Consider the following 21,708-nt stretch of genomic DNA (forward strand, 5'->3'; position numbering starts at 1 on the left):
GGTGAAGAAGACGATCGACGTGCAAGCCGCTGTCGCCATCGCGGCGGCGGAGGCCATCGCGGCCAAGACGCAGGGCACGTTCGGCGTCGGCGGCGTGATGCTGGACGGCTTCGGCAACGTGCTGCGCGCGGTCCACAACAACGTGATCCGCGACGGCTTGATCTGGGACCCGACCGCGCATGGCGAACGCCAGCTGGTCGACTGGTACCACGCCGAGCTGGCGAAGGGCAGGGCGCTGCCGCCGCCGCACGAGATCACCGTCGTCACGTCGCTCGACCCTTGCTGCATGTGCGCCGGCGCGCTGCTTGCCGCCGGCTTCAACGTCGTCGTCGCCGCCAACGACCGCAAGGCCGGCATCAACCACGACCTCACCGGCACGTTCCCGTCGCTGCCCGCACCGCTGCGCGAGCAGGCGCGCGAGGCGTTCGCCTATCCCGCCGTGCTGGGCGCGTCGTCGTATGCACGCGCGGCCAGCGGTGCCACACCGCGGCCGTTCTTCATCGGGAAGACGATCGCCGAACCCACCCAGGCGCTGTGCTCCCTCGTGTTCGAGGCGACGGTGGAAGGCGTCGTGGACCTCTTCAATATCGACCCGCCGCGCGCGGCGCTGGCCGATCCCGCCACGCTGCCCGGCGACCATCCGATCGTGCTCGCGTTGAAGCGCGCATGCCCGGACGCGCTGACATACCGCTGCGAGCCGCGCCGCCCGGATGCCGGCCTCGCACCCTACCTGAAGCAAGCGCAGGAACGCGACCTGGCCCAGGGCGGTAACGGCAATGCCGTGGCGCTGCTCGACGGCCACGGCAACCTGCTGCTGTGCTGCCACGGCAGGCATGGCCGTGCCGGCATTCGCACGGCGTTCATGGAATGCACGCGCGCCTATGCGCAGCTGCGCTACAAATTGATGGCGGGGGCCGATGCCGCGCGCCAACAGGAAGTGCGGCGCTACCTCGGCCACCCGAAGGAGGGGACGTTCGTGTTTGCCGTCGGCCCGAATGGCGCTGCGACAAGCTTCATGGACCTGGGCGCCTACGGCTCGACGATGGAAGGCCCGCTGCCGCCCGCCGACCAGGCGCAGTTCCAGTACGTACGGCCGGGCATGCCCGACAGCGAGCTGGCCGCGCTGTGCGACGGCCTGCCGCCGCTGTACCGCGACGTGATCGGCGTACGCCCGGCGCAGGTGGCGGACGCAGGCCTGATCGCCGCGCTGGCCGCGCCGCCTAGTCCGGCTGGATAAGGTTCGCGTCGCGCGCCAGCTGCCAGTGGCCGAGCGCGTTCTTGCGGAATACCGACAGCACCTGGCCGGCATGGCGCACCAGCGCACCGCCGGAACGGGGCACCATGGTCACGTTCAGCTGCGTGCGGCACCAACCCAGCGTGCCGCACACTTCCACTTCCAGCACCTCGGCCTTCGAATCGATCGTGAACGCCGCCACGGCGGCGCGGAAGCCCTGTTCGAACGCGCGCCGGCCCTGCATCGGCGCAGCGCCGGGCACGAGGAACAGCGCGTCCTCCGTCATCAGTTCCAGGATGGCTGCCACGTCGCCTTCGCGCGCCGCTTCGCACCACGATTCCACCAGCGCGCGGATCGCTGCCTCGTCCGTGCTCATTGCGCGCGCTCCCCTTCGACCCACGGGTCGTAAGTGCCGATGCTCCAGATGTGGCCTTCCGGATCGCGGCACGTGAAGCCGCGCCCCCCATATTCCTCGTCCTGCAGCGGCAGCACGACTTCGCCGCCGGCGTCGAGGACGCGCGCATGCACCTTGTCCGCATCGTTGACGACGAGGTAGGCGGCCTGTGTGACGGCCATGCCGGTTTCCGACGGTTGCTTCAGCAGGCGGCCGTACTCCGTATCGAACGCCGAGCCCAGCATGATCATGCCGTTGCCATACTTGAGCTGCGCGTGGGCCACCGTGCCGTCCTCGTTGCGCACCACCAGGCTTGCATGGAAGCCCAGCGTGTCGCACAGCCATTCGATGGCGGCCGGCGCATCGCGGTAGCGCAGGCAAGGCATGATCGTCGCGCGCGTCGCCTTGGGTATCGTGCCTTGCATGGTGCCCTGCGTCGTGCTGTGCATCGTCGTCGGTATCGTCATTGCACTTCTCCCTGTTGTAGTTCGTGATCGGGTCAGGCGGAAACACCAATATAGACCAGCACAATAGGAGGGGCAAGCGAGGTCAGGCGCGCGCCCGGCCGCACGCCCGCGCTGAACGGGGCCTTACATCTGCTGGAACAGATGGGTGTTGCCGCGACTGACTTCGAGCTCTTCGCCGCAGTGCTTCACGCGCACCATCTGCCGCCCGCGCAGGTCGCGCGTCACTTCGGCGATGGCATCCACCCGCACCAGGGTAGAGCGGTGGATGCGCCAGAACTCGTCAGGATCCAGCTCGTCCGCAAGCTCCTTCAGCGTCTTGCGGATCAGGACTTCGCCCTGCACCGTGCGCACCCGCGTGTATTTCTCGTCCGCCTGGAAGAACAGGATCTCGCGGGTGCTGATCATGCGCAGGCTGTTGCCTACCTGCGCCTGTATCCAGTGCAGGTAGGCGCGCCCCGGCTCGGCACTGCCATGCCCCAGCAGCCGCGACAGCTGAGCCGCGATATCGGTCGGGCGCTGGCCGATGCGTGCCTTCAGCCGCGTGCACGTCGTCGCGAGGCGCTCGCCGCCGACGGGTTTCAACAGGTAGTCCAGCGCGCCGTGTTCGAAGGCCTCGATCGCATACTGGTCGTAGGCCGTCACGAACACGATGTGGCAGCGGTTGAACAGCATGCGCGCGGCTTCGATGCCGGAAATGCCGGGCATGCGGATATCGAGGAACACGATGTCGGGCTGGTATTGTCCAGCCAGCGCGATCGCCTCGACGCCGTTGGCCGCTTCGGCCACGATCGTCAGCTCCGGCCAGCAGTCGCGCAGCCGGGCACGCAGCATGTCGCGCATCGGTTCCTCGTCGTCGGCGATCAGGGCGCTGGCCTTCATCGTTTCTCCGCGAAGATGTCGGGTGCGAACGGCACCCGCACGCTGGACTTGCAGCCGCCTTCGGGCGGCGTTTCGATCAGCAGCTCGGCGCGGCTGCCGTACATCAGCTTCAGGCGCTCGCGCACATTGGCCAGGCCCACGCCGTCGGCGGCACAGCTGGAGAAGCCGACGCCGTCGTCCTGCACGTCCACCTGCAGCACGTTGCCGGACACGCTGGCGCGGATGTCGATGCGGCCGCCCTCGATCTTCGGCTCGAGCCCGTGCTTGATCGAATTCTCGATCAGGATCTGCAGCATCATCGGCGGGAACGTGGCGCTTTCCAGCTCGGCCGGCACGTCGATCGATACCGCCAGGCGCGACTTCATCCGCGCCTGCATGATCGCCAAATAGGAACGCGACAGCGCGATCTGCCGGCCCAGCGTGGCGTTGCTGCGCGAGCGCATCTGCGGCAACGTCGAGCGCAGGTAATCGATCAGGTGCTGGTGGATGCGCGCGGCCTGCGGCGGATCCGTCTCGATCAGCTGGCCGATCAGGGCCAGCGTATTGAACAGGAAGTGCGGCTCGACCTGCGCCTGCAGTGCCGCCATCTGCGCTTCGACGAGGCGGCGCTCCAGCCCTTCCGTGCCGGCCTGCTCGGCCGCGGCGCGCGCTTCCAGCTCGGCCTTGCGCTTGCCGCCGGCCAGCAGCTTCAGGCCCAGTGAGACGAAGATGAACGCGACGGCCTGCTCGGGCAGGATCGCCGGCGTGCAGGCCAGCAGCACGGCCAGCACCCACGTGACGACGAGCTGGCGCATCGGCACCTGCGCCAGCCAGTCGAAGAACTGCCACCACAGCGCGCTGGCGGTATCGCCCAGTTCGCGCACGAATGCCAGCGCTCCCCGGGCGCCGCCGGCCGCCATTCTCATTGGCCGCTACCGTGCATGGTGTCGTGCATCGCATGCTCGTGCATCGGCACGTCGCGGCGCTGGCCGCCGAGCGCGCCGGCGACGAGCTTCACGAGCAGGAACAGCACGAACAGCGTCAACGCCAGCGGCAGTACCGTGATCAGCAGGGCCAGCATCACGCAAGCGGCCAGCAGGGCCGGCCACGGCATGCGGTCGAGCCGGCGCATCGCGTGGCTGGCGATGCGGCTGATGCCGTCCCATGCCTCGCGCAGCGTTTCGGTGCAGGTCTTGTTGATGGTTTTCATGGCATATCCTCCGTGATGGCGTGTCGATGATGACACTGTAGCGCCGCGCGCCACCCCTGCAAACAGCGATCCGACGAATGGAGATTTTCAGGGGCTGATCTGCACCGGCAGGGGACGAACAGCGGAATTGCCACCCCCTCTGGCAATAAAGTTAACCAAAAATCGACAAACACCTTGAACTAACGCAAAAGATCCGTCGACTTGTGGTATCCTATTGGCAATAACAATTGCTCTTGAATTAAGGGCGCCTACAGCCTGCCACGAAGGATCACATGTTCCGACCCACTCTCTTTGCCGCCCTGCTGGCAAGCACGTTCGCCGCGCATGCGGCCACCAGCAAGCCCCTGACGGCCACCCAGGTACTGAACCAGCTGAACGTCGTCTCGCTGGACACGATCAACTCGCAATCGCACGTGGACGGCCGCACGTGGGCCGCCGGCTCCGTCACCGGCGGCGACTACGGCCAGCACCTGTCCAGCGCTCCAGCGTCGAGCTACGCCGGCCTGACGGCGGGCGGCTCCGCCAGCAACCTGCACGTGAACGGCGGCGGTGCCGTCGTCGGTGGCTCGCTGGCCAACGCCACCGTCAACTCGGGCGCGTCGGTCGTCAAGGGCGGCGTGGCCAACACGAACTTCAACGGCGCCGCCTACGTGGCCGGCACCGCCAGCAGCACGAACTTCAACGGTGGCCGTGCCACGTCGCCGACGACGGCCATGCAGGCCAGCAGCGCGGCCGCCACGTCGACCGACTTCGGCAAGGTGCTGGGCAACCTGTCCACCGCGATGTCGACGTTGAAATCGACGGACAGCAAGGTGACCATGCAGGGCAACAAGGCCGTGTTCAACGCAAAGCCCAACAGCAGCGGCGTCGCCGTGTTCGACCTGACCGCGATCGACGAGCAGCTGTTCAAGCTGGGCGAGTTCCAGTTCAACCTGAACGGCGCCACCACCGTGATCCTGAACACGGACGTGAAGACCGCGTCGATCAGCGCCAACTTCCTCGGCGGCGGCGCGCAGGCGATCGGCAGCAAGACGATCTGGAACTTCTACGATGCGACGAACCTGACGATCGGCAGCCAGTTCGGCGGCGCCGTGCTGGCGACCGACGCGCTGCTGACCAACTACCAGAACATCGAGGGCGGCGTGTACGTGCACGACCTGAAGCAGTATGGCGAGATCCACCTGCAGGCCTTCACCGGCAACGTCGACTTCGTGGCGGCCGCGGTACCCGAGCCGGACACGGTCGCGCTGCTGCTGGCCGGCCTCGCCGTGATCGGCGCGGTGCGCCTGCGCCGCCGGGGCTAAGCCCGACCCCGAGGCCGCTCAGGCCTGAGGCCGCACGGCCGCGAGCACCATCGTCACGATGGTGTCCTCGGCCTCGTCGAAATCCTTCTTCAGCAGTTGGCGCCGGTCCAGCACCAGCGCCATCTGCGCCGCGAAGTCCGCATACGATTGCGTCATCGCCCAGATCGCGAACAGCAGGTGCGTCGCGTTGACGGGCGCGATGCGGCCCGCGGCGATCCACCGCTCGAACACCTCGATATCGCGCCGCAGCACCGGCACGACCCGCCGCTTGATCTGCTGCCCGTACAGCTGGGCGCCGCTGATCACTTCCATCGCATACACGCGCGACGCGTACGGCTGCTCGCGCGAGAAGCGCAGCTTGGCCTGCACGTAGGCGCGCAGCACGTCGGCCGGCTCGGCATCGGGCGCCGCCTGGGCCAGGCTGGACATGCGCGCCAGCCATTCGTCCAGCACGTCGTCGAGCACGCGCTCGTACAGCGCCTGCTTGGTGGGGAAGTAGTACATCAGGTTCTGCTTCGACAGGCCGGCCTGCTCGGCGATCGCGGCCACCGACGTGCCTTCGTAGCCGCATTCGGCGAACACCCGCACGGCGACGGCGGCGACGTCGGCCTCGAGCCGGTCGCGGTTCTGCATGCGGCGCGACGCCACGCCAGGCGAGCGGTCATTCATGGCTGCTCCGGATCGAGCGCAGGAAGGTGCGCAGCGCGCGCTCGTGCGCATACGCGACGTTGAAGCGGAACCAGATCGTCTCGCTCGGCCGCAGCAGGAAGAATTCGCTGGGTGCCAGCAGGATCCCGGCGCGCAGCGCCTCGTCGGCGATCGTGCGGCCGTTGCAGGCCTGCGTCGGCGCGGCATCCCAGCCGGCGCTGACGAACATGCCGCCGCGCGGCCGCGCCAGCGGCGCCATGCCCACGTCGGCCAGCGCCTCGATCGTCCGTTCCCGTCCGGCATCCAGCTGGGCGACGAGCTTCTCGACCATGCGCCGGTACGGCCGCGCCGTCACCGCGTGGTAGACCGCGCGCTCGTTCACTTCGGACGTCGTCAGCCCCGTCAGCATCTTCACCCGCACCAGTTCCGGCATCAGCGAGCCTGACGCGCAGATCGAGCCCACGCGCAGCACGGGCGACAGCGTCTTCGAATAGCTGCCGACGCGGATCACGCGGCGCAAGCCGTCCATCGCGGCCAGCGACGCCTCGCCCTTGCCGGCCAGCTCGCGGTAGATGTCGTCCTCGACGAGCCAGAAGTCGAACTGCTCGGCCAGGGCCAGCAGGCGGTGCGCCTGCGCCTGCGACAGCGACGTGCCGAGCGGGTTTTGCAGCACCGTGTTGACGAACATGAGGCGCGGTTGCGTGCGGCGCGCCTGCTCGGCCAGCGCTTCCAGGTCCAGGCCCTGGGCGCCGCGCGGGATGCCCACCACGTTGCAGCCGTGGTGGCGGATCAGCGACAGCAGGTTGCTGTAGCCGGGGTCCTCGACGAACACCGTGTCGCCCGGCCGGGTCAGCGTGCGCAGCACCAGGTCGAACGCGTGCGTGGCGCCGTGCGTCAGCAGCACCTGCTCGGCGTCAAGGGGGAACAGCTCGTCCGTCAAGGTCGCCGCGATGTGCTGGCGCAGCGCCGGGAAGCCGAGCGGGTGGCCATAGCCGCGCAGCCGGTTGGCCGGGATGCGCATCGCGTGGCGCACCGCGTCGAGGATCGTGTCCTCGCCATACCACTCCGGCGGCAGCCAGCCGGCGCCGACCGGCAGCGCGTCCGTGACGCCGGAGTACAGTTCCGGCGTCAGCGCATCGACGGCGGCAGGCCCGGCCGCGATGGCGGGGGCCAGCTGGGGAGCCACGTCCTGCCTGGCGACGAAATAGCCGGAGCCGCGCCGCGAACTGAGCAATCCCTGCGTGACGAGCCGGTCGTAGGCCTCGACGACCGTGAAGGTACTGACGCCATTACACTTCGCGAACAGCCGCACCGACGGCATCTTCGTGCCGACCCGCAGTTCCTTCCCGGCGATCATCGCCGTCAGCACCGCGACGATCTTGTCGACCAGGCTGCCCTTGCTGGCCCGCTCGATGGCGATCACGGGCCAGGCGGTGGCCGCGGTTTGATCTTGCGCAATGTTCGCTTGATTTTCCATCGTGCGTTCCAGCATCAAACTGTAGTGTTTTTGAGACCTGTACGGTTGGAAGGTTTTTCCGATTGTGTATATGTGCCATAGTGAATGGCGTGTCTATTATTGCATCATCATTTTGCCAACTGGTAAAGAATTTTGACGGGCGTCCGATGCCCGCCACGCCCTGACAGGAGACAGCATGAACGCAAGCACGTCCCGTCCCGAATCGCTGGCCGCGTTCTGGATGCCCTTCACGAACAACCGCGATTTCAAGGCCAGCCCCCGGCTGCTGGTGTCGGCCAGCGGCGTGCATTACCGCGACGTCGACGGCAACCAGATTCTCGACGGTACCGCCGGCCTGTGGTGCGTGCCGTGCGGCCATGCGCAGCCGAAGATCGTCGCCGCCGTGCGCGAGATGGTCGGCCAGCTGGACTTCGCGCCGACGTTCCAGATGGGCCACCCGGCGGCCTTCGCGCTGGCCGAGAAACTGATGGCCTACACGAACCACCGCTACGGCCACGTGTTCTACACGAACTCCGGCTCGGAGGCGGTGGATACGGCGCTGAAGATCGCGCTGGCCTACCACAAGGCACGCGGCGAAGCGTCGCGCACCCGCTTCATCGGCCGCGAGCGCGGCTACCACGGCGTGGGCTTCGGCGGCATCTCCGTCGGCGGCATCGCCGCGAACCGCAAGCCGTACGGCACCCTGCTGCCGGGCGTGGACCACCTGCCGCACACGCACAACCTGGAGAAGAACGCGTTCACGCGCGGCGAGCCGGAATACGGCGCGCACCTGGCGGACGAGCTGGAACGCATCGTCGCGCTGCACGACGCGTCGACGATCGCCGCCGTCATCGTCGAGCCGGTGGCCGGGTCGACCGGCGTGCTGATTCCACCGAAGGGCTACCTGAAGCGCCTGCGCGAGATCTGCACGAAGCACGGCATCCTGCTGATCTTCGACGAAGTGATCACGGGCTTCGGCCGCATGACGACGCCGTTCGCGTCCGACTACTTCGACGTCGAGCCGGACATGATGACGACGGCGAAAGGCCTCACCAACGGCACCGTGCCGATGGGCGCCGTGTTCACGAAGAGCTTCGTGCACGACGCGTTCATGGATGCGCCGGCGGGAATTGAACTGTTCCACGGGTACACGTACTCGGGCCACCCGCTGGCCTGCGCAGCATCGCTGGCCACCCTGGAGGTGTTCGAGGAAGAGAAGATCCTCGACCACGCGCAGGGCCTGCAGGAATACTGGGTCGACGCCGTGTTCTCGCTGAAGGGCCTGCCGCACGTGATCGACCTGCGCTGCATCGGCCTGATCGCCGGCATCGAGCTGGCGTCGATTCCCGGCAAGCCGGGCGCGCGGGCCTATGGCGCATTCAAGAAGGCGTTCGCGGACGGGGTGCTGATCCGCGTGACGGGCGACATCATCGCGCTGTCGCCGCCGCTCGTGTTCGAGAAGGCGCACATCGACGAGTTGTTCGGCAAGCTGGCGAAGATTTTGAAGGAGCTCGATTAACCCTGAGACTTACATCAGGGGGCAGGTCCCGCGTGCCTGGCGGTGGACAAAATCCGCTGTCCCGTTGCGCGGGACCTGACCCCAGCTCTCACCGCGCATTCCCCACAAAGGAGACAATCATGCTCGTAGGCGTACCAAAGGAAATCAAGAACCAGGAATCGCGCGTCGGCCTGACCCCGGCCAGCGTGAAGGAACTCACGCTGCGCGGCCATGCCGTGCTGGTGCAGCAGAACGCCGGCGCGGCCATCGGCCTCACCGATGCGCTGTACGCGGCGGCCGGTGCGACGATCGTCGACTCGGCGCGCGAGATCTTCGAGCGGGCCGACATGATCGTCAAGGTCAAGGAACCGCAACCGCAGGAGTGCGCGATGCTGCGCCCGGACCAGATCCTGTACACCTACCTGCACCTGGCGCCGGACCCGGAGCAGACGAAGGCGCTGGTGAAGTCCGGCGCCGTCTGCATCGCATATGAAACGATCACCGGGCCGCATGGCGGCCTGCCGCTGCTGGCGCCGATGAGCGAAGTGGCGGGGCGCATGGCCGTGCAGGCCGGTGCCGCGCACCTGGAAAAATCCAAGGGCGGCATGGGCTTGCTGCTGGGCGGCGTACCTGGCGTGGCACCCGGCCACGTGGCCATCATCGGCGCCGGCGTCGTGGGCACCAATGCGCTGCAGATCGCCGTCGGCATGGGCGCGCGCGTGACGGTGCTGGACAAGAACGTCGAACGCCTGCGCCAGCTCGACCTCGTGTTCGGCAACCGTGTGCAGACGATGTATTCGAACGCGCACACGATCGAGGAAGCCGTGCTGGATGCGGACCTCGTCATCGGCGGCGTGCTGGTGCCCGGTGCGGCGGCACCGAAGCTCGTCACGCGCGCGATGGTCGCGCAAATGAAGCAGGGCGCCGTCGTCGTCGACGTGGCGATCGACCAGGGCGGCTGCTTCGAAACGTCGCACCCGACCACGCACGAGCAACCGACGTTCGTCATCGACGGCGTCGTGCATTACTGTGTCGCCAACATGCCGGGCGCCGTGGCGCGCACGTCCACGTTCGCATTGAACAACGCAACGATCACCCATGCCGTCGCCCTGGCGGACAAGGGCTGGCGCGGCGCACTGGCCGCCAACCCGCACCTGAAGAACGGCTTGAACGTCTGCCAGGGCAAGGTGACGTACGAAGCGGTGGCCCGCGACCTGGGTTACGACTTCGTGCCGCCCGAAACCCTCCTCTCCTGAAAGAGCATTCCGATGAGCGACCTCGTTACCATCACCCATTACATCGGCGGCGCGCCGCGCGATACGCGCGGCGGCCGTTACGGCGACGTCTACAATCCCGCGCTCGGCGAACCCGTCGCGCGCGTGGCGCTGGGCACCGCGGACGAAGTGGCGGCCGCCGTGCAGGCGGCGCACGATGCCTTCCCCGCCTGGGCTGACACGCCGCCGCTGGCGCGCGCCCGCATCCTCGCGCGCTACCTGCAACTGTGCCAGCAGCACACGGAGGAATTCGCGGCGATGCTGACGCGCGAGCACGGCAAGACGCTGGCTGACGCGCGCGGCGAAGTGGCGCGTGGCATCGAGGTCGTCGAGTTCGCGCTCGGCATTCCGCAGCTGTTGAAGGGCGAGTTCACCGACCAGATCGCGCGCGGCATCGATGCGTGGTCGATGCGCCAGCCGCTCGGTGTCGTGGCCGGCATCACGCCGTTCAATTTCCCCGTGATGGTGCCGATGTGGATGTTCCCGATCGCGCTCGCGTGCGGTAACACGTTCATCCTGAAGCCGTCGGAACGCGACCCTTCGCCATCGCTGCTGCATGCGCAACTGCTGAAGGAAGCGGGGCTGCCGGACGGCGTGTTCAACGTCGTCCAGGGCGACAAGGTGGTGGTCGACGCACTGCTCGACCACCCGCAGGTGCAGGCGGTCAGCTTCGTCGGGTCGACGCCGATCGCCGAGTACATCTACGCGAAAGGCACCGCCAGCGGCAAGCGCGTGCAGGCCCTCGGCGGAGCGAAGAACCACATGGTCGTGATGCCGGATGCCGACATGGACATGGCCGTCGATGCGTTGATGGGTGCCGCGTTCGGCTCGGCGGGCGAGCGCTGCATGGCGATCTCCGTCGTCGTCGCGATCGGCGATGCGGGCGACAAGCTGGTCGCCGCACTGGAACGGCGCACGGCCGCACTGAAAGTACGCGACGGTGCCGCTGAAGATGCCGAAATGGGGCCCGTCGTCACGCTGGCCGCGAAGCAGCGCATCGAACGCCTGATCGGCGAAGGCGTCGAGCAGGGCGCGCGTCTCGTCGTCGACGGCCGCAACTACCGCGTGGCGGAAAGGCCGAACGGCTTCTTTGTCGGCGGCACCCTGTTCGATCACGTGACCGAGGACATGACGATCTACAAGGAAGAAATCTTCGGCCCCGTGCTGTGCGTGATGCGCCTGCCGGATGTGGGCAGCGCCGTGGAGCTGATCAACCGGAACGAGTACGGCAACGGCGTGGCGGTGTTCACGCGCGATGGCGGCGTGGCGCGCGAATTCGTGCGGCAGATCCAAGCCGGCATGGTCGGCGTCAACGTGCCGCTGCCGGTGCCGATGGCGTTCAACAGCTTCGGCGGCTGGAAGCGCAGCTTGTTCGGCGACCACCACGCGTACGGCCCCGAGGGCGTGCGCTTCTACACGCGACACAAGGCCGTGATGCAGCGCTGGCCAAACACTGCAAGCGCTGGCGCGGAATTTGCATTCCCGCAGATGAAGTAAGCAAGACAAAGTAAGCAAGGCCAGCGAGCCGTTAGCGCCGACAGAACCCCAAAGCAAACCCCAGGGTCAGACCCGCCGGGTCTGACCCTAGCATTCGCCGTTGGTTCTAAGTTTGTTCGCGGCTCTCTCGCACAGAAGTGACCAGCACCACAGTTCGTTCAGCCATCAGCCAGGAACCAGAACCATGCTCGACTCACTCAGCTACATCCCGCACCCCAGCACGCCGAACGCGGAGCTGGCCACGCACTTCACTGATCTCGCGCCGCCGTTGAACGCGCGCCAGGCTGCCATCGAATCGGCGCGCTGCCTGTACTGCTACGACGCGCCGTGCACGCGTATCTGTCCCAGTGAGATCGATGTCGCGAGCTTCATCCGCAACATCCACGACCGCAACGTCGATGGCGCGGCGCTCGGCATCCTGAAGCAGAACATCCTCGGTGGCAGCTGCGCGCGCGTATGTCCCACCGAGATCCTGTGCGAGGACGCCTGCGTGCGCAATCACGATGCCGAAGGCCAGCCCGTGAAGATCGCGCTGTTGCAGCGCTATGCCCTCGACAACATGAGCTTCACGGAGCACCCGTTCCGCCGCGCGCGGCCGACGGGCCGCAAGATCGCCGTCGTCGGCGCGGGGCCGGCCGGGCTGTCGTGCGCGCACCGGCTGGCGATGCTGGGCAACGACGTCGTCATCTTCGAGGCGCAGGACAAGGCGGGCGGCTTGAACGAGTACGGCATCGCCAAGTACAAGCTCACCAACGACTTCGCGCAGAAGGAAGTGGACTTCCTGCTGGGGATCGGCGGCATCGAGATCCGCCACGGCCAGCGCCTCGGCGACAACCTCCATCTGAAAGACCTGCACGCGAACTACGATGCCGTCTTCCTCGGCATCGGCCTGGGCGCCAGCCGCGCGCTGAAGCTGACGGGCGAGGATGCGCCGGGCTTGCTGGCGGCGGTCGACTACATCGCCGCGCTGCGGCAGGCGGACGACCTGGCCGCGCTGCCTGTGCCAGAGCGCGCGCTCGTCATCGGCGCCGGCAACACGGCGATCGACATGGCCGTGCAGATCCAGCGCCTGGGCGCTCAAGAAGTGACGCTGGTGTACCGCCGCGGTTTCGATGCGATGAGCGCCACGCACCACGAACAGGAGATCGCGAAAGCGAACCAGGTGCGCATGGTCACGTGGGCACAGCCCCAACAGGTGCTGCTGGACGGTTACGGCCGCGTGCGCGGCATGCGCTTCGAGAAGACGCGCGAGGACGGCAACCGCCTGGTGGGCACGGGCGAGACGTTCGAGATCGCGGCCGATGCCGTCTTCAAGGCGATCGGCCAGACGATGGCCGATGCGTCGCTGGCCGATCCGCTGGCCACGCTGCTGCAACGCGACGGCGACCGGATCCACGTCGACGACCGCTTCCGCACGGCGCTGCCGGGCATCTACGCGGGCGGCGACTGTGTGGCACCGGGGCAGGACCTGACCGTGCAGGCCGTCCAGCACGGCAAACTGGCCGCGCTGGCCATCCACACCGATCTGCAAGCAACCCTGGAGGCAGCGTAATCATGAGCGACGCATACAACAACCTCGCCATCGAATTTTGCGGCATCAAGTCGCCGAACCCGTTCTGGCTCGCGTCCGCGCCGCCTACCGACAAAGCCTACAACGTGATCCGCGCCTTCGAGGCGGGGTGGGGCGGCGTGGTGTGGAAAACGCTCGGCGAAGACCCGCCGGCCGTCAACGTGTCGTCGCGCTACTCCGCCATCTACGGCAAGAACCGCGAAGTCATCGGCTTCAACAACATCGAACTGATCACGGACCGCTCGCTGGAGCAGAACCTGCGCGAGATCACGGCCGTCAAGGAAGCATGGCCGGACCGTGCGATCGTCGTGTCGCTGATGCTGCCGTGCGAGGAGCACTACTGGGCCGACATCCTGCCGAAGGTCGAGGCGACGGGCGCGGACGGCATCGAACTGAATTTCGGCTGCCCGCACGGCATGCCGGAGCGCGGCATGGGCGCCGCGGTGGGCCAGGTGCCGGACTACGTGCGCATGGTCACCGCGTGGTGCAAGCAGCACAGCAAGCTGCCGGTGATCGTCAAGCTGACGCCGAACATCACGGACATCCGGCACCCGGCGCGCGCTGCGCATCAGGGCGGCGCGGACGCCGTCTCGCTGATCAACACGATCAACTCGATCACATCGATCGACCTCGATCGGATGGTGGCGCTGCCGACGGTGGGCTCGTCCAGCACGCACGGCGGCTACTGCGGCACGGCCGTCAAGCCGATCGCGCTGAACATGGTCGCCGAGATCGCCCGCGATCCGGAAACGCGCGGCCTGCCGATTTCCGGCATCGGCGGCATCGGCAACTGGCGCGACGCGGCCGAGTTCATCGTCCTGGGCGCCGGCTGCGTGCAGGTGTGCACGGCGGCGATGCTGCACGGCTTCCGCATCGTCGAGGAGATGAAGGATGGCCTGTCGCGCTGGATGGATGCGCAGGGCTACCGGACGATCGAGGACTTCCGCGGCAAGGCGGTGCCGAACACGACGGACTGGAAGTACCTGGACATGAACTACAAGGTGATCGCCCAGATCAACCAACAGGACTGCATCGGCTGCGGGCGCTGCTACGTGGCGTGCGAAGACACGTCGCACCAGGCCATCGCCCGGCTGGTGGACGAGGCGAGCGGCAAGCGCACCTACCAGGTGATCCAGGAAGAATGCGTTGGCTGCAACCTGTGCGAGATCACGTGCCCCGTGCAGAACTGCATCACGATGATGCCGCAGCAGACGGGCAAGCCGTACATGAACTGGACCCAGGATCCGAGGAATCCCAGGGCGGAGAAGGTGCCGACGGCGGCATAACGGCTGACCTTTGCGAGCCACAAGTGAAGAACTTCACCCCAACTGCAAACCCTGGGGTCAGACCCGACGGGTCTGACCCCGGCCTCAGCCGTTGGTTCTGATGCCTTTAGCATGACGCACCGGAGACCCGTAGTGAATAACACCAACCCCCACCTCTGGAACGACGACCTCGCCCCCACCTCCGCGGCGCAACGTACATGGCGCTGGTACCACTTCGCCGCGCTGTGGGTCGGCATGGTGATGTGCATTCCCGCGTACACGCTGTCCGCCAGCCTGATCGAGGCGGGCATGTCGGCGTGGCAGGCCGTGCTGACCGTGTTCCTCGCGAATGCGATCGTGCTGCTGCCGATGCTGGCGATCGGCCATGCCGGCACGAAGTACGGCATCCCGTATGCCGTGCTGGCGCGGGCGTCGTTCGGCACGTCCGGCGCGCGGCTGCCGGCGCTGATGCGGGCGATCGTCGCGTGCGGGTGGTACGGCATCCAGACCTGGTTCGGCGGCCAGATGATCTACACGCTGCTCGGCGTCCTGTTGGGCCATCAGATCGGTGGCGACAAGATCGCGGGCCTTGGCATCAACGGTGCGCAGCTGGCGTGCTTCCTGGCGTTCTGGGCGATCCAGTTCTGGTACATCGTGCACGGCATGGATGCGATCCGCAAGCTGGAGACCTATACGGCGCCGTTGAAGATCCTGATCTGCTTCGTGCTGCTGTGGTGGGTGTACGAGAAGGCGGGCGGCTTCGGTCCGCTGCTCAATCAACCTTCGCAGTTCGCGCCAGGTGGCGCGAAAGCGGGGCAGTTCTGGACGGCATTCTGGCCGTCGTTGACGGCGATGGTGGGCTTCTGGGCCACGCTGGCATTGAACATCCCCGACTTCACGCGCTTTGCCGCATCGCAGAAGGACCAGATCGTCGGCCAGTCCGTCGGACTGCCGGTGCCGATGGGATTGCTGGCGGCGCTGGCGGTGATCGTCACGTCCGCCACGATCGTCCTGTACGGGAAGGCGATCTGGGACCCGGTCGACCTGGCCGCGCGGATGACGGGTGCCGCCGTATTGGTCGCGCTGGTCGTGCTGTTGATCGACACGGTCAGCGTGAACCTGGCCGCGAACCTCGTCGGCCCGGCCTATGATTTTTCGGCGCTGGCACCGAGGCGTATCTCTTACCGCACCGGCGGCTACCTCACGGCCGGCATCGCGCTGGCGATGATGCCGTGGAAGCTGCTGGAAACGACGCAGGGCTACATCTTCACGTGGCTGATCGGCTACTCGGCCCTGTTGGGCCCCATCGCCGGCGTGCTGATCGTCGACTACTACTTCGTGCGCAAGACGGAGCTGGCAGTGCCGGAGCTGTATCGCGAGACCGGCATCTACTCTTACCGCAACGGTTGGAACACGGCGGCGATCGCGGCGTTCGTGGCGGGCGTGGTGCCGAACATCCCCGGCTTCCTGAACGCCGCGTTCCCCGCCGCGTTCCCGGACGTCGGCGGCGCATTCAAGACGATCTATACCTATGCCTGGTTCGTCGGCATCGCCATCGCCGCCGTCGTGTACGGCGCGCTGATGCGGGCGCCGAGTATGCAGGCCGCTTCCCCAGTCCTGAACGGAGACACGCAATGACCATCCTCATCCGCGGCGGTACGGTCGTCAATGCCGACCGCCACTTCAAGGCCGACGTGCTGTGCGACGGCGACAAGATCGTCGCCGTCGGCGCAGGCCTGCAGGCACCCGCATCGGCCAGCGTGATCGACGCGTCAGGCCAGTACGTGATGCCGGGCGGGATCGACCCGCATACGCACATGAACCTGCCGTTCATGGGCACCGTGACGGCCGACGATTTCTATACCGGCACGGCGGCCGGCCTGGCGGGCGGCACGACGACGATCATCGACTTCGTCATCCCGAATCCCCAGCAGTCGCTGCTCGAGGCCTACCACCAGTGGCGCGGCTGGGCCGCGAAGGCGGCCGGCGACTACACGTTCCACGTCGCGATCACGTGGTGGTCCGACCGCGTGCACGAGGAAATGGGCGTGCTGGTGCGTGACCATGGCGTCAACAGCTTCAAGCACTTCATGGCGTACAAGAACGCGATCATGGCGGACGACGAAACCCTCGTGAGGAGTTTTCGCCGTGTGCTGGAACTGGGTGCGATCCCCACGGTGCACGCCGAGAACGGCGAGCTGGTGTACCAGCTGCAGCGCGACCTGCTGACGCGCGGGCTCACCGGGCCGTCGTCGCATCCGCTGTCGCGGCCTCCCGCCGTCGAGGCGGAAGCGGCCAACCGGGCGATTGCGATTGCCGGTGTGCTGAACACGCCACTGTATATCGTGCACGTGTCGTGCAAGGAGTCGCTGGATGCGATCGCGCGGGCCCGCGCGGCCGGGCAGCGCGTGTATGGCGAGGCGCTGGCGGGGCACCTGATCATCGACGACAGCGTCTACCAGAATCCGGATTTCGATTTCGCCGCCGGCCACGTGATGAGCCCACCGTTTCGCAGCAAGGAGCACCAGCGCGCGCTGTGGCAGGGCCTGCGCGGCGGTAACCTGCATACGACGGCGACGGACCACTGCACGTTCTGCGCCGAGCAGAAGGCGGCCGGCCGCGACGACTTCTCGAAGATCCCGAACGGCTGCGGCGGCGTCGAGGACCGGATGGCCGTCATCTGGGACGAAGGCGTCAACAGCGGCATGCTGACGCCTTCCGAGTTCGTGCGGGTCACGTCGACCAACGCCGCGCAGATCTTCAATATCTATCCGCGCAAGGGCGCGATCGTGCCGGGTGCGGATGCCGACGTCGTCGTGTGGGATCCGGAAGGCACCCGCACGATTTCGGCGAAGACGCAGTTCGCGAAGGGCGGCTTCAACGTGTTCGAGGGCCGCACCGTGAAGGGCATACCCAGCACGACGGTCGCCGCCGGCAAGGTCGTGTTCCACCAGGGCGAACTGATGGCCGTCGAAGGCGCCGGCCGCCACGTCGACCGGCCCGCGTTTGCCCCCGCGTTCTCTCCCATCACCGCACGCTGAAAGGACCGACCATGAACGACATGACGATGACGACGGAGGCATTGCGCATCGACGGCAAGCGCCTGTGGGACGCGCTGATGGAACTGGCGCAAATCGGCGCCACCGACAAGGGCGGCGTCAAGCGCCTGGCGCTGACGGATCTGGACCGCCAGGGCCGCGACCTCGTCGTGCGCTGGGGCAGGGAAGCGGGCATGACGATCACGATCGACCAGATCGGCAACGTGTTCATGCGCCGCGCCGGCACGAACGATGCGCTGCCGCCCGTGATGACGGGCAGCCACATCGACACGCAGCCGACCGGCGGCAAGTTCGACGGCAACTACGGCGTGCTGGCCGGCCTGGAGGTGGTGCGTACGCTGAACGACCATGGCATCCGCACCGAGGCGCCGATCGAAGTGGCATTCTGGACCAACGAGGAAGGCTCGCGCTTCGTGCCCGTGATGATGGGCTCGGGCGTGTTCTGCGGCGCGTTCACGCTGGAGCATGCGTATGCCGCGAAGGACGTCGACGGCAAGACCGTCGGAGAAGAGCTGGAACGCATCGGCTATCGTGGCGATCAGGTGCCGGGCGACCATCCGATCGGCGCCTATTTCGAAACCCACATCGAGCAGGGGCCCGTGCTTGAAGATGCGGACAAGGTGATCGGCGTCGTGCCTGCCGTGATGGGCCTGTCGTGGTACGACTGCACGGTGACGGGCATGGAAGCGCATGCGGGCCCGACGCCGATGCACCTGCGCCGCGACGCGATGCAGGTGGCGGCGAAGATCATCCCGGAAGTGGTGGCGATCGCGAACCGCTACCCGCCGTATGGCCGCGGCACCGTCGGCATGATGCAGGTGTTCCCGAACAGCCGCAACGTGATTCCGGGCCAGGTGAAGTTCTCGATCGACCTGCGCAACGTCAGCGACGAGCTGCTGAACCGCATGCACGACGAGATCACCGCGTTCGTCGACCAGACGGCGCGCGACACGGGCCTGGACATCAAGCTGGAACGCGTGTCGTACTACCCGCCTTGCCCGTTCCATCCGGACGTCGTCGGCGCCGTGCGCAGCGCGACGGCGAAGCTGGGCTATCCGGCGATGGACGTGGTGTCCGGCGCCGGTCACGACGCGATCTATGCGGCGCGCCTCGCCCCGTCCGGCATGATCTTCGTGCCGTGCAAGGACGGCATCAGCCACAACGAGATCGAGGACGCCCAGCCGGCCCACCTGGAAGCCGGCTGCAACGTGCTGCTGCACGCGATGCTGGAGCGGGCGAAGGTGGTCTGATGCGCCGGCCACTGGCGTGCATGTTGCCGGTGGTGCTGCTGACCGCGGCGCAGGCCGCATGGGCGGCGCCGTTCGACGATGTGACGCAGACCGTCAAGGCGGGCACCTACCAGCAGGTCACCAGCGTGCTGGTGGCCCGGCACGGCAAGCTGCTGTACGAGCAGTACTTCGACGAGGGTGGCGCCGAAGCGCTGCGTAATACCCGCTCCGTCACGAAGACGGTGGCTGGCATGCTCGTGGGGCTTGCCGTGGAGCGTGGCCTGCTGAAGGCGGAGACGCCGGTGCTGCCGTATTTCCGCGACCGCGAACCGTTGGCCTATCCGGATGCGCGCAAGGGTCGGATCACGATCGAGGACTTGCTGACGATGAGCTCCATGCTCGAGTGCGACGACAACAACGAGTACTCGCGCGGCAACGAGGAGCGCATGTACCTGATGGAGGACTGGAGCCGCTTCTACCTCGACCTGCCGGTGCGCGGCTTCCCCGAATGGACGCCGCGCCCGGAAGCGTCGCCTTATGGCCGGGCATGGAGCTACTGCACGGCCGGCGTGACCTTGCTCGGCCCCGTGCTGGAAAAGGCGACGCGGCGCAGCGTACCCGCCTTCGCGGCCCAGGCGCTCTTCGCGCCGCTTGGCATCGAGCGCGTGCAATGGCCGATGCAGCCGCTTGGCAGTGCGATGACGGGCGGCGGCATCGGCATGCGCAGTGCGGACCTGCTGAAGCTGGGGCAACTCTACCTGGCCGGCGGCAAGTGGGAAGGGCGGCAGGTGATCCCGTCCGCCTGGGTGAAGGCTTCCATTGCGCCGCATGCCAACGTGCGCGCAGGCGTCGACTACGGCTACCTGTGGTGGCTGCAGTCGTTCCCGGCGGCCGGCCGGACGGTGCCGACGTACGCGATGTCGGGCATGGGCGGCAACAAGGTGTACGTGCTGCCGGAGCAGGATGCCGTGGTGGTGATCACGACGACCAACTATCGCGCCAAGGGTGCGCACGCGCTCAGCGAGCAGCTGCTGACGACGCACATCGTGCCGGAGCTACTGCGGGGACGTTGACATGATCGCGTTCAGCTCCGCGGCGATCTGCTGCGCCAGCTGATGAATGTGCAGGCCGTCCACGAAGCCGTGGTGGGCCTGCACGGAGAACGGCAGCACCAGTTCGCCCGGCGCGCCGGCGCGGAACTTGCCCCAGGCGAGCGACGGAATGTCGGGCGAGGCCAAGGTCGCGGTCGGGTGCTGGATCGATGTGAACGCGAGCCACGGGATGCAGGTGACGAACACCTGGTGCTTCGCCTCGCGGGGCGACAACGCACGGTAGCGCAGGTTCAGCTCCGTCATGTTCGACGCCTCCTCGCGGGCGGCGATACCGCGCGCGACGAACGTGCGCACGTCGTCGGACCATTCGAACATCGCGAAATTGAGGTCGTTGTGCTCGTTGATCACGGTGAACGACGGCGTCAGGCGGTCGACCATGAACACTTCGCCTTCGTGCATCCGGTAGCGGAAGTTGTCGATCTTGAGCGTGGCGCGCAGCGCGGCGCACAGGAAGACGTGGAACGGCGCCAGGCCGTGCTCCTTGCACCATGGCCGGTAATCCGGCAGCTCCAGCGGGAAGCAGATGTTGACCGCCGCGCTCTCCATATTATTGAAAAGGTCGAAGCGGTCGCGGCGTCGTTCGAAGTGTTGCATGCTCATTTACTGTTCATCCTCCTGTCGGCCGCGATTGTCGCACAGGTGTACAAAACTCATCCGTGAGCCGCCAGGGCGTCGACCAGTTCGCGCGCATAGCCGGGCAGGTCGTCGTAGCTGCGCATGCACAGCAGCAGCCGGCGCCTGGCCCATGGATCGGACAGCCGCACCATCTTGATGTTGGCGGAATCGCGCGAACGCAGCACCGCCGATTCGGGCACGACGGCCAACCCGGCGCCACTCGCGACCATCCGGCACACGGCATCGAAGCTGCGCACCCGCACCCGGTAGCGCAGCCGCTTGGCTAGTTTCGCCGCATGGTCGCCCAGGTACTGCTGCAACGCGCTGTCGCCGGCCAGCCCAATGAAGTCGTGTTCGACGGCGGCGGCAAAGGGCAGGGCGGCGCCCTTGCGCAAGCCCTTGCCGAGCGGGTGGCCGGATCCCAACGCCAGCACGAGACGGTCTTCACAGAACAGCCGGGTTTCCAGGCCGCTGCTGTCGACCCAGTCCGTGAAGATGCCGACGTCCGCGAGCTCGTCGCGTATCGCCTGCACGATGTCGCTGGAGAGTTTTTCCTCCAGGTCGACGTTGACGTGCGGGTGCGCCGCCATGAATGTGGCCAGCCGGTCCGGCAGGAATTCCGTCAGCGCCGACGTATTGCACAACAGGCGCACATGGCCCTTCAGGCCCGTGGCGTACTCGCCCAGGTCGGCGCGCATCTTTTCCATCTGCTGGCCGATCAGCCGCGCGTGATGCAGCAGGGTCCGGCCGGCTTCGGTGGGCTCCACGCCGCGCCGGCTGCGCCGCAGCAGCGGCACGCCCAGCGCATCCTCCATGCCTCGAATGCGTGCACTGGCGGAGGCAAGGGCAAGGTGCGCCTGCGCCGCGCCGGCCGTGATGCTGCCGGTTTCGACGACGCGCAGGAACAGTTTCAGGTCGGTGAGATCGAAGCGCATAGAGTCGAGGTGCCTACGGATTAGCCGAAGGCTGGCCAAGTATATTCCACATTCCGGCGGCGGCCCGGCAACGGCATACTGCG

The 21,708-nt window shown here is 67.1% G+C and carries 20 protein-coding genes; 11 read left to right on the forward strand and 9 right to left on the reverse strand.

What is annotated here, in order from left to right:
• Window position 1: 1 nt before the first annotated feature.
• The gene (locus IP92_RS01560) at window positions 2-1,237 is read left to right on the forward strand and encodes a nucleoside deaminase (protein WP_145872769.1); all 1,236 of its coding nucleotides are present in this window, start codon (window positions 2-4) and stop codon (window positions 1,235-1,237) included.
• Here IP92_RS01560 and IP92_RS01565 read toward each other — a convergent pair.
• The 5 genes from IP92_RS01565 to IP92_RS01585 all read right to left on the reverse strand — a co-directional run bounded on the left by IP92_RS01565 (window position 1,221) and on the right by IP92_RS01585 (window position 4,163).
• Entirely contained in the window at window positions 1,221-1,610 is a 390-nt protein-coding gene (locus IP92_RS01565) for a YybH family protein (RefSeq protein ID WP_145872770.1), read from the reverse strand. The genes IP92_RS01560 and IP92_RS01565 overlap by 17 nt on opposite strands.
• Entirely contained in the window at window positions 1,607-2,095 is a 489-nt protein-coding gene (locus IP92_RS01570; RefSeq protein ID WP_371860874.1) for a VOC family protein, read from the reverse strand. Before IP92_RS01570 ends, IP92_RS01565 begins: the two co-directional genes overlap by 4 nt.
• A 123-nt stretch (window positions 2,096-2,218) precedes the next feature.
• On the reverse strand, window positions 2,219-2,974 hold the full coding sequence (locus tag IP92_RS01575; RefSeq protein WP_145872771.1) for a LytR/AlgR family response regulator transcription factor: 756 nt from the start codon (window positions 2,972-2,974) through the stop codon (window positions 2,219-2,221).
• The gene (locus IP92_RS01580; RefSeq protein ID WP_307724834.1) at window positions 2,971-3,879 is read right to left on the reverse strand and encodes a sensor histidine kinase; all 909 of its coding nucleotides are present in this window, start codon (window positions 3,877-3,879) and stop codon (window positions 2,971-2,973) included. The genes IP92_RS01575 and IP92_RS01580 overlap by 4 nt, the downstream gene beginning before the upstream one ends.
• Entirely contained in the window at window positions 3,876-4,163 is a 288-nt protein-coding gene (locus IP92_RS01585) for a hypothetical protein (RefSeq protein ID WP_145872772.1), read from the reverse strand. Before IP92_RS01585 ends, IP92_RS01580 begins: the two co-directional genes overlap by 4 nt.
• A gap of 272 nt (window positions 4,164-4,435) precedes the next feature.
• Here IP92_RS01585 and IP92_RS01590 point away from each other — a divergent pair, with 272 nt between their 5' ends.
• A complete protein-coding gene (locus IP92_RS01590; protein WP_145872773.1) occupies window positions 4,436-5,467 on the forward strand; it encodes a choice-of-anchor A family protein in 1,032 nt (343 codons plus the stop codon).
• Between the two features lie 18 nt (window positions 5,468-5,485).
• On the opposite strand, the gene IP92_RS01595 is transcribed toward IP92_RS01590, so the two are convergent.
• Both IP92_RS01595 and IP92_RS01600 read right to left on the reverse strand, forming a co-directional pair.
• The gene (locus tag IP92_RS01595) at window positions 5,486-6,136 is read right to left on the reverse strand and encodes a TetR/AcrR family transcriptional regulator (protein ID WP_145872774.1); all 651 of its coding nucleotides are present in this window, start codon (window positions 6,134-6,136) and stop codon (window positions 5,486-5,488) included.
• Complete coding sequence (locus IP92_RS01600; protein ID WP_145872775.1) at window positions 6,129-7,592, reverse strand: aminotransferase-like domain-containing protein; 1,464 nt, start codon at window positions 7,590-7,592, stop codon at window positions 6,129-6,131. The genes IP92_RS01595 and IP92_RS01600 overlap by 8 nt, the downstream gene beginning before the upstream one ends.
• A 175-nt stretch (window positions 7,593-7,767) precedes the next feature.
• Here IP92_RS01600 and aptA point away from each other — a divergent pair, with 175 nt between their 5' ends.
• The 9 genes from aptA (at window position 7,768) to IP92_RS01645 (ending at window position 20,036) form a co-directional block, all read left to right on the forward strand.
• Window positions 7,768-9,090 (forward strand): omega-aminotransferase AptA, encoded by a 1,323-nt coding sequence (gene aptA / locus IP92_RS01605; RefSeq protein ID WP_145872776.1) that lies wholly within the window; start codon window positions 7,768-7,770, stop codon window positions 9,088-9,090.
• Between the two features lie 119 nt (window positions 9,091-9,209).
• Window positions 9,210-10,325 (forward strand): alanine dehydrogenase, encoded by a 1,116-nt coding sequence (gene ald / locus IP92_RS01610; protein ID WP_145872777.1) that lies wholly within the window; start codon window positions 9,210-9,212, stop codon window positions 10,323-10,325.
• Window positions 10,326-10,337: 12 nt separating this feature from the next.
• A complete protein-coding gene (locus tag IP92_RS01615) occupies window positions 10,338-11,840 on the forward strand; it encodes a CoA-acylating methylmalonate-semialdehyde dehydrogenase (protein WP_145872778.1) in 1,503 nt (500 codons plus the stop codon).
• 184 nt (window positions 11,841-12,024) lie between these two features.
• Complete coding sequence (locus tag IP92_RS01620) at window positions 12,025-13,392, forward strand: NAD(P)-dependent oxidoreductase (RefSeq protein ID WP_145872779.1); 1,368 nt, start codon at window positions 12,025-12,027, stop codon at window positions 13,390-13,392.
• A gap of 2 nt (window positions 13,393-13,394) precedes the next feature.
• A complete protein-coding gene (preA, locus tag IP92_RS01625) occupies window positions 13,395-14,696 on the forward strand; it encodes an NAD-dependent dihydropyrimidine dehydrogenase subunit PreA (RefSeq protein WP_199271806.1) in 1,302 nt (433 codons plus the stop codon).
• Window positions 14,697-14,807: 111 nt separating this feature from the next.
• Window positions 14,808-16,313, forward strand: a complete 1,506-nt coding sequence (locus IP92_RS01630) for an NCS1 family nucleobase:cation symporter-1 (RefSeq protein WP_145872780.1) — start codon at window positions 14,808-14,810, stop codon at window positions 16,311-16,313.
• Complete coding sequence (hydA, locus tag IP92_RS01635; RefSeq protein WP_145872781.1) at window positions 16,310-17,716, forward strand: dihydropyrimidinase; 1,407 nt, start codon at window positions 16,310-16,312, stop codon at window positions 17,714-17,716. Before IP92_RS01630 ends, hydA begins: the two co-directional genes overlap by 4 nt.
• 20 nt (window positions 17,717-17,736) lie before the next feature.
• Window positions 17,737-18,984, forward strand: coding sequence for a Zn-dependent hydrolase (locus IP92_RS01640; protein ID WP_145873271.1), 1,248 nt, complete (start codon window positions 17,737-17,739; stop codon window positions 18,982-18,984).
• Window positions 18,984-20,036: a serine hydrolase domain-containing protein gene (locus IP92_RS01645; protein ID WP_145872782.1), complete on the forward strand. Its 1,053-nt coding sequence runs from the start codon at window positions 18,984-18,986 to the stop codon at window positions 20,034-20,036. Before IP92_RS01640 ends, IP92_RS01645 begins: the two co-directional genes overlap by 1 nt.
• Here the strand turns inward: IP92_RS01645 and IP92_RS01650 are convergent.
• Together IP92_RS01650 and IP92_RS01655 are read right to left on the reverse strand one after the other, a co-directional pair.
• Complete coding sequence (locus IP92_RS01650) at window positions 20,019-20,675, reverse strand: CatA-like O-acetyltransferase (RefSeq protein WP_229418560.1); 657 nt, start codon at window positions 20,673-20,675, stop codon at window positions 20,019-20,021. The two genes, IP92_RS01645 and IP92_RS01650, sit on opposite strands and share 18 nt — an antisense overlap.
• 50 nt (window positions 20,676-20,725) lie before the next feature.
• Window positions 20,726-21,625: a LysR substrate-binding domain-containing protein gene (locus IP92_RS01655; RefSeq protein WP_145872783.1), complete on the reverse strand. Its 900-nt coding sequence runs from the start codon at window positions 21,623-21,625 to the stop codon at window positions 20,726-20,728.
• Window positions 21,626-21,708 lie beyond the last annotated feature (83 nt).

It is taken from the genome of Pseudoduganella flava, from assembly GCF_007830495.1.
Lineage (GTDB): Bacteria > Pseudomonadota > Gammaproteobacteria > Burkholderiales > Burkholderiaceae_D > Rugamonas > Rugamonas flava.

Excerpts from the sequence above, each read along its gene's own strand:
- IP92_RS01645 (WP_145872782.1), top strand. The coding sequence starts at position 18,984 with ATGCGCCGGCCACTGGCGTGCATGTTGCCGGTGGTGCTGCTGACCGCG.
- IP92_RS01595 (WP_145872774.1), bottom strand. The coding sequence starts at position 6,136 with ATGAATGACCGCTCGCCTGGCGTGGCGTCGCGCCGCATGCAGAACCGC.
- IP92_RS01650 (WP_229418560.1), bottom strand. The coding sequence starts at position 20,675 with ATGAGCATGCAACACTTCGAACGACGCCGCGACCGCTTCGACCTTTTC.
- IP92_RS01575 (WP_145872771.1), bottom strand. The coding sequence starts at position 2,974 with ATGAAGGCCAGCGCCCTGATCGCCGACGACGAGGAACCGATGCGCGAC.
- IP92_RS01630 (WP_145872780.1), top strand. The coding sequence starts at position 14,808 with ATGACGCACCGGAGACCCGTAGTGAATAACACCAACCCCCACCTCTGG.
- IP92_RS01585 (WP_145872772.1), bottom strand. The coding sequence starts at position 4,163 with ATGAAAACCATCAACAAGACCTGCACCGAAACGCTGCGCGAGGCATGG.
- IP92_RS01655 (WP_145872783.1), bottom strand. The coding sequence starts at position 21,625 with ATGCGCTTCGATCTCACCGACCTGAAACTGTTCCTGCGCGTCGTCGAA.
- IP92_RS01565 (WP_145872770.1), bottom strand. The coding sequence starts at position 1,610 with ATGAGCACGGACGAGGCAGCGATCCGCGCGCTGGTGGAATCGTGGTGC.
- IP92_RS01570 (WP_371860874.1), bottom strand. The coding sequence starts at position 2,095 with ATGACGATACCGACGACGATGCACAGCACGACGCAGGGCACCATGCAA.
- IP92_RS01620 (WP_145872779.1), top strand. The coding sequence starts at position 12,025 with ATGCTCGACTCACTCAGCTACATCCCGCACCCCAGCACGCCGAACGCG.
- IP92_RS01640 (WP_145873271.1), top strand. The coding sequence starts at position 17,737 with ATGACGATGACGACGGAGGCATTGCGCATCGACGGCAAGCGCCTGTGG.
- aptA (WP_145872776.1), top strand. The coding sequence starts at position 7,768 with ATGAACGCAAGCACGTCCCGTCCCGAATCGCTGGCCGCGTTCTGGATG.
- IP92_RS01590 (WP_145872773.1), top strand. The coding sequence starts at position 4,436 with ATGTTCCGACCCACTCTCTTTGCCGCCCTGCTGGCAAGCACGTTCGCC.
- IP92_RS01615 (WP_145872778.1), top strand. The coding sequence starts at position 10,338 with ATGAGCGACCTCGTTACCATCACCCATTACATCGGCGGCGCGCCGCGC.
- IP92_RS01600 (WP_145872775.1), bottom strand. The coding sequence starts at position 7,592 with ATGGAAAATCAAGCGAACATTGCGCAAGATCAAACCGCGGCCACCGCC.
- ald (WP_145872777.1), top strand. The coding sequence starts at position 9,210 with ATGCTCGTAGGCGTACCAAAGGAAATCAAGAACCAGGAATCGCGCGTC.
- preA (WP_199271806.1), top strand. The coding sequence starts at position 13,395 with ATGAGCGACGCATACAACAACCTCGCCATCGAATTTTGCGGCATCAAG.
- IP92_RS01580 (WP_307724834.1), bottom strand. The coding sequence starts at position 3,879 with ATGAGAATGGCGGCCGGCGGCGCCCGGGGAGCGCTGGCATTCGTGCGC.
- hydA (WP_145872781.1), top strand. The coding sequence starts at position 16,310 with ATGACCATCCTCATCCGCGGCGGTACGGTCGTCAATGCCGACCGCCAC.